This window comes from Pseudomonas sp. IT-196MI5 (assembly GCF_949767415.1).
Taxonomy (GTDB): Bacteria; Pseudomonadota; Gammaproteobacteria; order Pseudomonadales; family Pseudomonadaceae; genus Aquipseudomonas.
In genome coordinates this window covers 23,004-35,652 of the sequence record NZ_CATKPZ010000024.1, presented here as the reverse complement: position 1 = coordinate 35,652, position 12,649 = coordinate 23,004, and the positions used below count along the sequence as shown (strand labels likewise).

Annotated in this window: 12 protein-coding genes; all 12 read right to left on the bottom strand. The window is 61.9% G+C overall.

Annotated elements, in window-relative coordinates; genetic code table 11:
- Window positions 1–84: 84 nt before the first annotated feature.
- Window positions 85–1,416: a flagellar hook-length control protein FliK gene (locus ACM6IK_RS17395; protein WP_414875323.1), complete on the bottom strand. Its 1,332-nt coding sequence runs from the start codon at window positions 1,414–1,416 to the stop codon at window positions 85–87.
- 99 nt (window positions 1,417–1,515) lie between these two features.
- Window positions 1,516–1,875 (bottom strand): Hpt domain-containing protein, encoded by a 360-nt coding sequence (locus tag ACM6IK_RS17390; RefSeq protein WP_414875322.1) that lies wholly within the window; start codon window positions 1,873–1,875, stop codon window positions 1,516–1,518.
- 30 nt (window positions 1,876–1,905) lie between these two features.
- Window positions 1,906–3,612 (bottom strand): ATP-binding SpoIIE family protein phosphatase, encoded by a 1,707-nt coding sequence (locus ACM6IK_RS17385; RefSeq protein ID WP_414875321.1) that lies wholly within the window; start codon window positions 3,610–3,612, stop codon window positions 1,906–1,908.
- Between the two features lie 5 nt (window positions 3,613–3,617).
- Entirely contained in the window at window positions 3,618–3,917 is a 300-nt protein-coding gene (locus ACM6IK_RS17380) for an STAS domain-containing protein (protein ID WP_414875320.1), read from the bottom strand.
- Window positions 3,918–4,047: 130 nt separating this feature from the next.
- Window positions 4,048–4,497 carry a flagellar export protein FliJ gene (gene fliJ / locus ACM6IK_RS17375; RefSeq protein WP_414875319.1) on the bottom strand — a complete coding sequence of 150 codons (450 nt, stop codon included), beginning with the start codon at window positions 4,495–4,497 and terminating at the stop codon, window positions 4,048–4,050.
- 6 nt (window positions 4,498–4,503) lie between these two features.
- Window positions 4,504–5,862, bottom strand: coding sequence for a flagellar protein export ATPase FliI (gene fliI / locus ACM6IK_RS17370; RefSeq protein ID WP_414875318.1), 1,359 nt, complete (start codon window positions 5,860–5,862; stop codon window positions 4,504–4,506).
- Window positions 5,852–6,649 (bottom strand): flagellar assembly protein FliH, encoded by a 798-nt coding sequence (gene fliH / locus ACM6IK_RS17365; RefSeq protein ID WP_414875317.1) that lies wholly within the window; start codon window positions 6,647–6,649, stop codon window positions 5,852–5,854. The genes fliI and fliH overlap by 11 nt, the downstream gene beginning before the upstream one ends.
- A 4-nt stretch (window positions 6,650–6,653) precedes the next feature.
- Window positions 6,654–7,673, bottom strand: a complete 1,020-nt coding sequence (gene fliG / locus ACM6IK_RS17360) for a flagellar motor switch protein FliG (RefSeq protein WP_007983391.1) — start codon at window positions 7,671–7,673, stop codon at window positions 6,654–6,656.
- Complete coding sequence (gene fliF / locus ACM6IK_RS17355; RefSeq protein ID WP_115948129.1) at window positions 7,666–9,453, bottom strand: flagellar basal-body MS-ring/collar protein FliF; 1,788 nt, start codon at window positions 9,451–9,453, stop codon at window positions 7,666–7,668. The genes fliG and fliF overlap by 8 nt, the downstream gene beginning before the upstream one ends.
- A gap of 16 nt (window positions 9,454–9,469) precedes the next feature.
- Window positions 9,470–9,796, bottom strand: a complete 327-nt coding sequence (gene fliE, locus ACM6IK_RS17350) for a flagellar hook-basal body complex protein FliE (RefSeq protein WP_108218641.1) — start codon at window positions 9,794–9,796, stop codon at window positions 9,470–9,472.
- Window positions 9,797–10,025: 229 nt separating this feature from the next.
- Entirely contained in the window at window positions 10,026–11,411 is a 1,386-nt protein-coding gene (locus ACM6IK_RS17345) for a sigma-54-dependent transcriptional regulator (RefSeq protein ID WP_414875316.1), read from the bottom strand.
- Between the two features lie 5 nt (window positions 11,412–11,416).
- Entirely contained in the window at window positions 11,417–12,610 is a 1,194-nt protein-coding gene (locus tag ACM6IK_RS17340) for a sensor histidine kinase (protein WP_414875324.1), read from the bottom strand.
- Window positions 12,611–12,649 lie beyond the last annotated feature (39 nt).

Genomic DNA, 12,649 nt, shown 5'->3' with positions numbered 1-12,649 from the left:
AGCGGTGCGGCAGTCGATGAAAACTTGACTGCCAGGCCCTCATCGCGAGCAAGCTCGCTCCCACAGGGTTAGGTGTTGTGTTCGTCAGGCGTAGTAATCGACCGCGCTGGAGCCAATCACGCTAGTGGTATTGGCGGCCACTTCAGCGACGCTCGGTGCAATGTCCTCACCCATCGAGTCGAGGCGGCCACCGCTCGCATTGCTGCGACCGCTTTGAGCCTGCTGGTTTTGACCCTGGTTCTGCGAACCACGAGACTGGTCCGAAACGTTGACATCGACCTGCCCCATGCCTTGCTGCGCGAACATGTCGCGCAGGCGATGGACCTGGCCATCCAGCGCCTCACGGACACCCGGATGCGCGCTCATGAACGTGACCTGGGTCTGTTGATCGGGAACCATGTTCACCCGAATATCCAGACGCCCGAGTTCAGCGGGCTGCAACTGGATGTCCGCGGCCTTGAGATTGGCGCTGGACAGGTACATGACCCGGTTCACCACCTCTTCGGTCCACCCGCTCTGATGCAAGGCGATCGGCTGGTTCACCGGCAAGGCATCAGCGGTCTTTGGCGTGGCCGCCTGGGTCAGCGCGGCCAGACGGTTGGCGAAATCATCGACACGAGTGTCGCTGCTGGCGGACTTGAGGTCCTTCAGGCCGTCATCGATCAAGCCACTGAAAGCCTTATCGTCGCCCTGACCGGTGCTGCTCTTGTCGCCCTGAACATCCAGCAGGGTCGTCATGCCGGCGGCAAAGTTTTGCGCCGGTGTCAGCTCACCGTCAGCCTGGGCTTGTGTCTGAGTCGGTGCCGCCTTGGGCTGCGCCTGGCTGGAAGCCGAAACGTGACCGCTCTGCTCCATGGCCAGGCGCACCGCCGGCAATGCGTCGAGAGGATCGGTAGAGGGATCGAAATCGCCGTCGGTAGTGGCCAGCGCAGGAACGATTGCAGCCGTAGCCGCGGCGGCAACCGGCGCATCAACGGCAGGTTGCACGGTGTCGGCCACGGCGGGCTGAAGGACCGGCAGCCATGAGGGATCAAGCGCCGGATCGAGCGGTGCGGTATCGACGACCAGCGTTTGATCGGCATCTGACGCATCATCGTCGGCAGTTTTGCCATCAGCCTGCACCGGCCTGTCGGAAGGCAAGGATTTGCCGCCATCGGCAACCACCGGTTCCCCGGCGGCAGACTGGTCGTCGCCAGCGTCTTTTTCTCCGGCGACATCGGCGCTTTTTTCGCGACTCGGCTTGCCCCAGGTATCCGCCGACGCATTGGGCTTGCTCTGGGCCTGATTGGCATAGACATGAGCGAAGCTTGCGGCCTTGTCCCCGGGCTCAGCGGTCTGCGCCGGAGGATTGGCGCAGGCGGCCTGAGTCTTGGCCTGCCTGGAGGCCTGAAGCAGAATATTGGGGGTAACGGGCATGAAACGGTCTCCGCTGCACGGGCTCGTAAGTACAGTTGGACGAGTTAATTGCAAAGGTCGAGCCAGATTCGCTCGAAGGAGACCAAATGAAGCGCAGACTCAGATTTTCGCAGTGCAACGCTGTCGTTCGGCTTCGTACAGAGGCCGGATAGAGGCGAACTCACGATCGATTTTGCCGACCAGTTCCTGAACGGCGGCCCATGGCAAATCTTTGGCCCGCTGTTCAAGTTGATGGCAGAGCTCGGTCAGCTTGACTGCACCCATATTGCTGCTGCTGCCTTTGAAGCTATGAGCGGTTGCAACGAGCAGTGCAACACTGTCAGCCATTCGCAAGATGCTCAGGCGCTCCTCGGAGTCCGCAAGAAAGATATCCAGCAAATCCGGATAACTCTCTTCCATCACTTCCTGCAACGCACTCAGCACGCAGCGATCCACATGTTTGTCGTTTTTGTCGTTCATTTGCTCACTCCTTGATCAAGAATGCGCGGATTACTGCGCAGCCTTCCAGATAAACTCCACGCGTGCACTTCGACCATCGTCGGTCCAGCGGGCATTACGCCCCAACTGACGGATCAGACTGACCCCACGTCCCGACAGGCGGATGTCATCCATAGGTCTTTTCATCACCCGCTCGACATCGAAACCCTTGCCGCTGTCTTCAATGTGAATGGTCAGGCAACCGCCGTCGTCTGTTGGCGTCACCTGCAAATGCAACCGTACATAGCCTTCCTGAAGTTCGTCCAGCCGGGTATTGCGTTGCTGATAATAACGCGCAAAACCCGATGCATCGCGCTTGAGGCTCGAGTCCAGCCCCAGCACGCCATGCTCCAGCGCATTGGAATAGAGTTCCGCCAGCACACTGTAGAGCGCACCGCTCTGGCCCCGCAGACCATGCACCTCAAGCAGCAACTGCAACAGATAGGGCAACGGATTGAAGCGCTTGAGCGTGGCGGCGCGAAATTCGAAACTCACCGACCAGTCCAGCGGGCAGGACTGGCCGCTGTCGGAGTAGACCAACGCCGGCGGCGTGATCTGCGCCGGCTCCAGCAGGCTGATTTCGACCATGCTGACATCGTCGCGCGCTTCACCGCCGAACTGTCGCAGCGCATGCTCGATCTCTTCGAACAGCGCATCCGGCTGGCGATTGGCGGCAAACACCTGCTGCAATCGCTGCACACCAAACAACTGTTCATTGGCGTCACAAGTGTCTATCACCCCATCGGACAGGAGAAACACCCGATCTCCGAGCACCATGGGAAACACCTCGGTACGCTCATCGAAGGACTCCGGGCTCAGCACCCCCAAAGGCAGGTGCCGCGCCGCCAGAGGCGTTCGCTCGCCACTGGCAACACGATGCAGGTAACCGTCGGGCATGCCGCCGTTCCAGACTTCCACCGAACGACGTTGAAAACTCAGGCACAGCAACGTGGCGCAGCAGAACATGTCCACCGGCAGAATGCGTTTGAGCTTGGCATTCATCTCGCGCAGGGTTTCCGCCAGGCCATAGCCCTTGGCGGTCATTCCGTAGAAGACTTCGGCCAAGGGCATGGCACCCACCGCCGCCGGCAGGCCGTGACCGGTGAAGTCGCCCAGCAGCACGTGCATGTCTCCGGCCGGGGTGAACGCGGCCAGCAGCAGGTCGCCGTTGAACAGCGCATAGGGTGATTGCAGGTAACGGATATTCGCAGCGGCATTCAGGCAGCCGGAGTGCGCCACCTTGTCGAATACAGCCTTGGCCACGCGCTGTTCGTTGAGCAGGTAGTCGTGGTGCCGGGCGATCTGGTCACGCTGCTGCAGCACGGTGTCCTGCAAGCGCCGCAAGCGATCCATCGCCTTGATCTTGGCAGCGAGAATCACCTGGTTGTACGGTTTCGCCAGAAAGTCGTCACCGCCGACTTCCAGGCAACGGGCCAGGGCTTCGCTTTCAGACAAGGACGTGAGGAAGATGATCGGCACCAGGGTTTCCCCGGCCAGCGCCTTGATCTGCCGGGCCGCCTCGAAGCCGTCCATCACCGGCATCATCGCGTCCATCAACACCAGGTGCGGTTGTTGCAGGCGAAACACGTCGACAGCTTCGGCGCCGTTGGCCGCCGTCAGCACTTCGTGCCCCAGGCGGCGCAGGATGCTCGACAGCAACAGGCGATCGGCGGCGCTGTCCTCGGCAATCAGGATCGTCAGCGGTTCCAGTGGCTGCATGGCAATCAACTGATGTCGAACAGTTTGTCGAAGTTGGAAATGGCGAGGATTTTACGCACGTCGGTACTGCTGTTGACGACACGCACATCGGAGTCGTCGCCACCGGCGTGATCACGCAGCAACAGCAGCATGCCCAAGGCAGAGCTGTCGAGGTAAGTGGCGTCTTTCAGGTCGACCACAACCGCCGATAGCTGTTTATCTTCGTAGGACTCACGAAACTCCTGATGCTTGGCGAAATCGAATCGTCCTTTGACCGATATCGTCAACTTTTGCCCATCAGGGGACACTTCGGTAACGACTGACATGTCATGGCTTCCTTGTCATTGGGGAACTTGCTGGTACAAGGTGTAGCATTTGGTAAAGGTTGGAGCAAGGCATCACGACAAGAGCAAAAGATCGCAGCCTGCGTAGGAGCTGCCGCAGGCTGCGATCTTTTCAGTACGCATCCTGACGCGGCAAGCGCTGGGACAACTCATCCAGCAGTTTCTGTTCGCGCCGGTCTTCAAGCGCCCGCGCCTCATCGGCATAGCGCTGAACCAGTTTGCGCAAGCCTTCGACCCGGGCAAACGCCTGCTGCCAGGTTTCCCGCGCCTTGTTCAGGTTGTTCTGATGCCAGGTCAGGCTTTGCCGCTGCTGGTCGATGGCCGTGCCCAGTTGCGCGAGAAAGCCCTGATAGCCGAGCAACCATTGGCCCGAGACGCCGCCGCTGCCGCGTACGATCCATTGTTCCTGATAGTCGAGACGGAAGGCTTCAAGGTCGGCGAGTTTGCTTTCGGCCAGGCGAACCTGACCTTGAAAGTGCCCCAGGCGCTGGACCGCGGTTTTCTCGGCCTTTTCGGCCATTTCCACCACCGGCGCCAGCCTTCCTGCCCGACTCTGAGCCATGACTGTTTAACCGCCAGCCGCGGGCGCGAAGATCGAGGCCAGATACGCCTCGCTTTCGCCCAGGCTGATGCTGTCGTCAAGGCCCTGGCGCAGGTATTTGACCAATTGCGGCTGCAGGGAAATCGCCAGATCGGTCTCGCGATCTCCGCCGACGACATACGCGCCAACGCTGATCAGATCGCGGCTCTGCTGATAACGCGACCACAACTGCTTGAAGTACTGCGCACGGGCCATGTGCTCCGGCGAGACCACCGCCGGCATCACCCGGCTGATGGACGCCTCGATATCGATGGCCGGGTAATGCCCCTCTTCGGCCAGGCGCCGGGACAGCACGATGTGCCCGTCGAGCACGCCCCGCGCCGAGTCGGCAATCGGGTCCTGCTGGTCATCGCCTTCGGACAGCACGGTGTAGAACGCGGTGATCGAACCACCGCCCTTCTCCGCATTACCGGCCCGCTCCACCAGTTTCGGCAGCTTGGCGAAGACCGACGGCGGATAGCCCTTGGTCGCCGGCGGCTCGCCGATGGCCAGGGCGATTTCCCGTTGGGCCTGGGCGAAACGGGTCAGGGAGTCCATCAGCAACAGGACGTTCTTGCCCTTGTCGCGGAAATACTCGGCGATGCGCGTGCAATACATCGCCGCGCGCAGACGCATCAGCGGTGCATCGTCCGCCGGGGACGCCACCACCACCGAACGCTTGAGCCCTTCCTCACCGAGGATGTGCTCGATGAATTCTTTGACTTCACGACCCCGCTCACCGATCAGCCCGACGACGATGATGTCGGCCTCGGTGAAGCGGGTCATCATCCCCAGCAACACCGATTTACCGACACCGGTACCGGCGAACAGGCCCAGCCGCTGACCGCGACCGACCGTCAACATGCCGTTGATGCAACGAATGCCCACGTCCAGCGGTTCGCTGATCGGTTCGCGTTTGAGCGGGTTGATGGTCGGGCCATCCATCGGCACCCAGTCTTCGGCCTTCATCCCGCCCTTGCCGTCCAGGGCACGACCGGCGCCATCGAGCACCCGCCCGAGCATGCTCATGCCCATGGGCAGACGCCCCGTGTCGGATAGGGGAACGACGCGCGCGCCGGGGGCAATGCCGGCGACGCTGCCGACCGGCATCAGAAAGACCTTGCTGCCGGAGAAGCCCATCACTTCGGCTTCAACCTGTACCGGGTGATAGCTGTCGTCATTGATGACCATGCAGCGGCTGCCCATGGCGGCGCGCAGGCCTTCGGCTTCGAGGGTCAGGCCGACCATGCGCAGCAAGCGGCCCTCAAGGATCGGCGCGCCGGCAAGCGTAGTCGCCTCGGCGTAACTGCCCAGGCGCCTGGCGAAGCTGGTGCGCTCAAGGCGCATCAGGCACATCCGCTTCTGGCGCGGCAGCAGGCTTGCTGTCGACCGGCAGTTCCAGGCTCAAGTCCGGTGCGGCCGGGTGCAAGGACTGTTCGTGCAGCTGGTCGAGCAGCTTGTCCATCACCCGCGCGACACGGGTTTCGACTGTGGCGTCGATACGGCTGTGTTCGGTCTCGACCCGGCAACCGCCGGGCAACAACGACTCGTCCTCGACGATGCGCCAGGTCTCTTCATGGCGTTCGCGCAGGGCTTTGACCTGTTCGAAATCCTGCGGATTGATGTACAGCCGCACATTGCCCACGCCCAGCGGCAAGAGCTTTAGAGCCTCGCGCATGACGTGTTCGATTTGCGTGGAGTCGATGGCCAGTTCGCGCTGAATCACCTGTCTGGTGATGTGCTGCACGAGATCGACCAGGGATTTTTCAATCTGGGTGTCCTGCTCGGCGATGGGCTCGAACAGATGCGCCATCAGCTGTTCCAACCCCGCGATCTTCGCAGAAAGTGCCACTTCGGCTTCCTGACGAACCTTGAGCGTGGTGCTGTGGAAACCTTCTTTTTCGCCCACGGCAAAGCCTTCGTTGTAGGCTTCCTGGCGAATGCTTTCGAGCTCTTCGAGGGTCAGCGGCTGGACTTCCTCCAGCGGCACTTCCTCCATTTCCGGCGGTTCGGGTTCAGGCGTTGGTTCCGGCTCGGGCTCCGGCGGGTCGAAACTGGGCAGCGCCCAGGACTCGAAGCCACTGACATCCCTGGCCCGGATCAGGTCAGTAGGCGATTCATCATGCTTGGCCATGGTGTTAGATCATTTCCTCGCCGCCCTTGCCGCCGAGAACGATTTCTCCGGCTTCGGCCATACGGCGGGCGATGGTGAGGATTTCCTTCTGCGCGGTTTCCACGTCGCTGACGCGCACCGGGCCCTTGGCTTCCAGGTCGTCGCGCAACAGTTCGGCCGCACGCTTGGACATGTTCTTGAAGATCTTCTCCTTGACGCCTTCGTCCGACCCCTTGAGGGCCAGCACCAGCACGTCGGAGGACACCTCGCGGAGCAGCGCCTGGATCCCGCGGTCGTCGACATCGGCCAGGTTGTTGAAGACGAACATGAGGTCTTCGATCTGACCGGACAGGTCTTCGTCGACTTCGCGGATCGAGTCCATGAGCTGGCCTTCGATGGAGCTGTCGAGGAAGTTCATGATGTCCGCCGCACGCTTGATGCCACCCAGGGTGGTGCGCGAGGCGTTCGAGTTGCCGGAGAACTGCTTCTCGAGAATCTGGTTGAGCTCCTTCAGGGCCGCCGGCTGTACGGTATTCAGCGAGGACACCCGCAGGATGATGTCGAGCCGCACCTTGTGGTCGAAGTTGCCGAGCACTTCACCCGCCTGGTCCGGATCGAGGTACGCCACCACGATCGCCTGGATCTGCGGGTGCTCATAGCGGATCACGTCGGCGACGGCGCGCGGCTCCATCCACTTCAGGCTATCGAGGCCGCTGGTGTTGCCACCGAGCAGAATGCGGTCGATCAGGCCGTTGGCCTTGTCTTCGCCCAGGGCCTGGGTGAGCATCTTGCGCACATAGTCGTCGGAACCGACGCCCAGGCTGGTCTGGTCGCCGACGATATCGACGAACTCGCTCATCACCTGCTCGACCTGCTCGCGGTGCACATTACCCATCTGGGCCATGGCCACGCCCACCCGCTGAACCTCTTTGGGGCCCATGTGGCGCAGCACCTGGGCAGCGTCGGTGGAGCCCAGGGACAACAACAGGATTGCGGCTTTGTCGACCTTGGACAGTTTGGCGGCAACGGCTCGGTTATCACTCATCTGCGTTAATCCACTCTTTCACGACCTGGGCCACACGACCCGGATCTTCTGCCACCAGACTCTTGATTGCGTTCAACTGAGCGTCATAGCCTTCGCTCGGGCTCGGCAGCAGGATGCTGGTCGGGCCACCGAGGCTGACACGGTCGTTGGCCAGTTCGCCATCCAGACCGCCCATGCCACCCAACTCGACATCGCTACCCAAGCCAACAAGCTGCTTGCCCTTGCCGCCACCGGTGATGTTGTTGAGCACCGGACGCAGCACACCGAACACCAGCACCAGAATGAACAGCACACCCAGCACTTGCTTGACGATGTCCCAGAACCACGGCTGGGAGTAGAACGGAATTTCGGCAATCGCTTCACCGCGCTCGGCGGAGAACGGCATGTTGATCACGCTGACGCTGTCACCACGGCTGGCATCGAAGCCGACCGCGTCCTGGACCAGGCGAGTGAAGCGCGCCAATTCATCAGCGCTCCATGGCGCACGGGTGGTTTCGCCGCTGGCCGGGTTGATCTTGACCTGATCATCGACCACCACCGACACCGACAGGCGATTCAATCGGCCCTGTTGCTGCTTGGTATGACTGATGGAACGGTCGAGCTCGAAGTTCCTGGTCGATTGCTGACGCTTGTCCGCCGGGTACGGCGCGAGCATCGGCTGACCGGTGGCCGGGTCCATGATCTGCTGGCCGTTGGCATCGATCAGCGGCTGGCCTGGCTGCACCATGCCGGCCGACGCAGTGGCGCCACCGGTGGTTTGCGGCGCGGAGGCCGGCGACGGCGGCTGGTTGCTCAAGGCACCCGGCACACCTTGCGGACCGTTGCTGGCGGTACGCTGTTCGTTGACCGACTGCTCGCTGCGCAGGGCCGGCTGATCCGGGTTGAATTGCTCGGAAGTCGACTCGACCGCACTGAAGTCCACGTCGGCCGAGACTTCAGCCTTGTAACGGTCGTTGCCCAGCACTGGCTGCAGGATGTTGTGCACGCGCTGGGTGAGCATGCTTTCCATGCGGCGGCTGTAGTCGAACTGCTTGCCGGCCATGGTCAGTTCGGAGTTTTCCGCCTGATCCGAGAGCAGGTTGCCCTTCTGGTCGACCACGGTGATCTGCGATTTGCTGAGTTCAGGAACACTGGTCGCCACCAGGTTGATGATGGCCACGACCTGGCCAGGTTCGAGGGAGCGACCGGAATACAGTTCAACCAGCACCGAAGCGCTCGGCTTGCGCTCGTCGCGCACGAACACCGAACTTTTCGGGATCGCCAGGTGCACGCGGGCACCCTTGACGTTGTTCAGGCTGGAGATGGTACGGGCCAGTTCGCCTTCGAGGCCGCGACGATAGCGGGTCGCTTCCATGAACTGGCTGGTGCCCAGTCCCTGTTCCTTGTCGAGGATTTCAAAACCGATGTTGCCGTCGCTGGGAGTGACACCAGCGGCCGCGAGCTTGAGCCGCGCACGGGACAGGTCATCGGCCTTGACCAGCAAGGCACCGGAATTGGGTTCGACGGTGTAGGGGATATCGGCTGCGGCCAGGGTATCCATGACCTGCTTGGCGTCCATGCCGGCAAGGCTGCCGTACAGAGGCCGGTAGTCCGGTTGCTGGGACCACAACACCACGGCAAAACCAATCGCCACGCTCGCCGCCAGGCCGACCAACAGGCCCACCTGACGCAACATGGTCATCTCGGAGAGGTTTTCCAGGAAGGACAACCCGAACAGCGGCGGCTTGCCGTCTATTGGAGTGGCCTTGGCCGGAACATTATCGGCGACTGCTTCTGCCATGACTCAATCTCGTCCTTTAAACCGGCATCTGCATGATGTCTTGGTAGGCCTGAACCAGCTTGTTGCGCACCTGGGTCAATGCCTGGAATGACACGCTGGCCTTCTGCGAGGAAATCATCACGTCTGTGAGGTCGACACCGCTTTTGCCGATTTCGAAGGCGCTGGCCAACTGAGAGGAAGCCTGTTGCGTGTCGTTCACTTTATTGACGGCCTGGCCGAGCATGTCGGAAAAGCTGCTGCCCGCCACTTCAGGGACGGCAGTCGATTTCGGCGCAGACATGGCATCCATTTGCATGGCGCGCATGTCGAGCATCAACCGATTGAATTCAATACCTTGGCTCATGGTCTCTCTCTTTGACGACCCGCAATTTTTTGACACTCACTCGGCGGGTAATGAGGTGTTAGCAACAAGGGTGCCAGCTCCATGGCCACTCTGAACAAAAGCCCGTCCCGAACTTCATTCCGATCTATGTGGGAGCGAGCCCTGCTCGCGATGGTCGTTAACGATAACGCGGGGCAGCAGGATAAACGCGGCGCTCATGAGTCCATCGCGAGCAGGCTCGCTCCCACAGTCAGGTGGCGAACAAAATGGCTTCCACATCCATGCCGGCATCGCGCATCTGCGCCAGCTTGTAGCGCAGGGTTCGCGGGCTGATGCCCAGGCGCTCGGCCGCCTCTTTGCGACGACCGCGCTCGGCGCGCAAGGTATCGATGATCATCTGGAATTCACGGCGACGCAGGTCATCGCCCAGCGCACCGGCCGACTCGGACTCGACCTCCACGGGGCGTACCGGCGCCTGCGCCAACGCAGGCAGTGGCGCGCAAGCCACCGGCCCGGCGAGGCAGAAATCCTGCGGTTGGATCAAGCCGCCCTGCTGCAGAATCAGCGCACGCTGAATCGCGTTGTCCAGCTCACGAACGTTACCCGGCCATGGATAACCGATCAGGCACGCCTGAGCTTCGGGCGACAACCTGGCAGGCGAATGCTTCATTTTATTGACGTGCCGGGCCAGCAGTCGCTCGGCCAGCGGCAGGATGTCGGCGGTGCGCTCGCGCAACGGGCGCCAGGCCAGGGGAAACACCGACAGGCGATAGTAGAGGTCCTCGCGGAAACGCCCCGCCGCCACTTCACCCGCAAGGTCACGATTGGTGGTGGCGACTACGCGAATATCCAGCGTGATCGGTTTGCGCGCGCCAACCCTTTCGACCTCGCGCTCTTGCAACACACGCAGTAATTTGGCCTGGAGCCCCAGGGGCATTTCGGAAATTTCATCGAGCAAAATGGTGCCGCCGTCGGCCTGCTCGAACTTGCCGGCTTGCGCGGCAATGGCGCCGGTGAAGGAGCCCTTCTCATGACCGAACAAGGTCGCCTCGAGCATGTTGTCCGGGATCGCTGCACAGTTGATCGCGATGAACGGCTGACTGGCGCGGTGAGAATGCTGATGGATATAACGCGCCAGCACTTCCTTGCCCGTGCCCGACTCACCCGAGATCAACACCGTGGAATCGCTGCGTGCGACCCGCGCCGCCAATTCGAGCAACTGCGCGCTCGCCGGTTCGAATGCTATCGGCCCTTCGCCCTCGGTCAGGCCGAGACTGCCCAGGGCATGCCGCCCCACCAGATCGAGCAACGCCTTGGGCTCGAATGGCTTGACCAGATAGTCCGCCGCCCCCTGGCGCATCGCATCGACCGCGCGCTCGACCGCACCGTGAGCCGTCATCAGCAACACCGGCAACTGCGGCTGCCGCGCTCGCAGCAGGCCAAGCAACTGGTGGCCGTCCATGCCCGGCATATTGACGTCACTGATCACCAGGCTGAAGGCCTCGCCGCCGACGGCAAGCAACGCCTCCTCTGCCGACCCCACCGCCTTGTAATCATGTCCCGCGAGCAGCAACGTATCAGCCAGTGCCTCGCGCAACGCGCGGTCGTCCTCGACCAGCAGAACCTTGATAGCCATCTGCGTCACTCCGCGCCTTGAGCGCTGCTGAACAACGGCAGAATCACCTGCGCGCAAGTGCCGCGACCGAGCCGCGAGCGCAGCTGCAATTCGCCCCGATGAGCACGCGCCACCGCCTTGACCACGGTCAGGCCAAGGCCTGTGCCGGTGGCCCTGGTGGTAAAAAAGGGTTCGCCCAATCGCGCCAGAACAGCGGCGTCGATACCGCTGCCGCTGTCGCTGACGCACAGGCGCAGGTTGTTGCCGCGGGTGTAGAGGTGAATCTTGAGGCGCAATTGACCGGCGCTGGCCTGAATGGCGTTCTCGATCAGATTGAGGACCGCGCCGACCAGGGTGTCGCGATTGCACAGCAACTCCCCCGAGTGACTGTCGCACTGCCAGCGGATCGGCAGATCCTGTACGTGGGTCAGCGCCGCCGCTTGCAACGATTGCATCAATTGTCCTGGCGTCACGCGGTCGGTCAGCGGCAACTCGCCCCGGGCGAACACCAGCATATCGCGCACCTGGTGCTCGAGCTCGTGCAGGCGCTCCTTGAGGCGCCCGGCAAAGCGCTGCCGGGTAGCGACCGGCAGCTCTTGTTCGGTCAAATGGCTGGCATACAGCAACGCGGCGGACAACGGCGTGCGTATCTGATGAGCCAATGAAGCGACCATGCGCCCCAATGACGACAGACGCTCATGACGGGCCAGTTGATCCTGCAGATGGCGGGTTTCGGTCAGGTCGTTGAGCAACACCAACTGGCCGGGCTCGGCGTCCAGCGAGCGCGTGGCGATCGACAGGCGCCGACCATCCTTGAGGGAGACTTCATGACCATCGTCTTCGCGCGGCGCAAAACAGCGGGCAATGACGTGGCGCCACAACTCGCCTTCCAGCGGCAGCCCCAGCAACTCGCACGCCGCCGGATTGGCTTCGCGCACGATGCCCTGGGCGTCAATGACGATGACACCGCCGGGTAACAGATCAAGGAGGTTTTGCAGGCGGTTGGCCAGGCGTTCCTTTTCCGCCAGCTCCTGCATGCGCTGGGCGCTGACCACCGCCAGTTCACCCTTGAGCTCGGTTACCCGGGCTTCAAGCATGCTGTAGGAATCAGTCAATTGAGTGGACATCTGATTGAACAGTGCGAATGCCTGCTCAAGGCCCAGCCGACTCGCCTGCTCTACGGACGACGGTTGCCGCGAAGCATCAAGGACAGGAGACATCTGGGCGGCTTGGGGCATTGTGCTCTCTCGCTTGGCTGA

Bases quoted from the DNA above. Each gene is read 5' to 3' on its own strand.
- ACM6IK_RS17395 (WP_414875323.1), bottom strand. From the start codon at position 1,416: ATGCCCGTTACCCCCAATATTCTGCTTCAGGCCTCCAGGCAGGCCAAG.
- ACM6IK_RS17390 (WP_414875322.1), bottom strand. From the start codon at position 1,875: ATGAACGACAAAAACGACAAACATGTGGATCGCTGCGTGCTGAGTGCG.
- ACM6IK_RS17385 (WP_414875321.1), bottom strand. From the start codon at position 3,612: ATGCAGCCACTGGAACCGCTGACGATCCTGATTGCCGAGGACAGCGCC.
- ACM6IK_RS17380 (WP_414875320.1), bottom strand. From the start codon at position 3,917: ATGTCAGTCGTTACCGAAGTGTCCCCTGATGGGCAAAAGTTGACGATA.
- fliJ (WP_414875319.1), bottom strand. From the start codon at position 4,497: ATGGCTCAGAGTCGGGCAGGAAGGCTGGCGCCGGTGGTGGAAATGGCC.
- fliI (WP_414875318.1), bottom strand. From the start codon at position 5,862: ATGCGCCTTGAGCGCACCAGCTTCGCCAGGCGCCTGGGCAGTTACGCC.
- fliH (WP_414875317.1), bottom strand. From the start codon at position 6,649: ATGGCCAAGCATGATGAATCGCCTACTGACCTGATCCGGGCCAGGGAT.
- fliG (WP_007983391.1), bottom strand. From the start codon at position 7,673: ATGAGTGATAACCGAGCCGTTGCCGCCAAACTGTCCAAGGTCGACAAA.
- fliF (WP_115948129.1), bottom strand. From the start codon at position 9,453: ATGGCAGAAGCAGTCGCCGATAATGTTCCGGCCAAGGCCACTCCAATA.
- fliE (WP_108218641.1), bottom strand. From the start codon at position 9,796: ATGAGCCAAGGTATTGAATTCAATCGGTTGATGCTCGACATGCGCGCC.
- ACM6IK_RS17345 (WP_414875316.1), bottom strand. From the start codon at position 11,411: ATGGCTATCAAGGTTCTGCTGGTCGAGGACGACCGCGCGTTGCGCGAG.
- ACM6IK_RS17340 (WP_414875324.1), bottom strand. From the start codon at position 12,610: ATGTCTCCTGTCCTTGATGCTTCGCGGCAACCGTCGTCCGTAGAGCAG.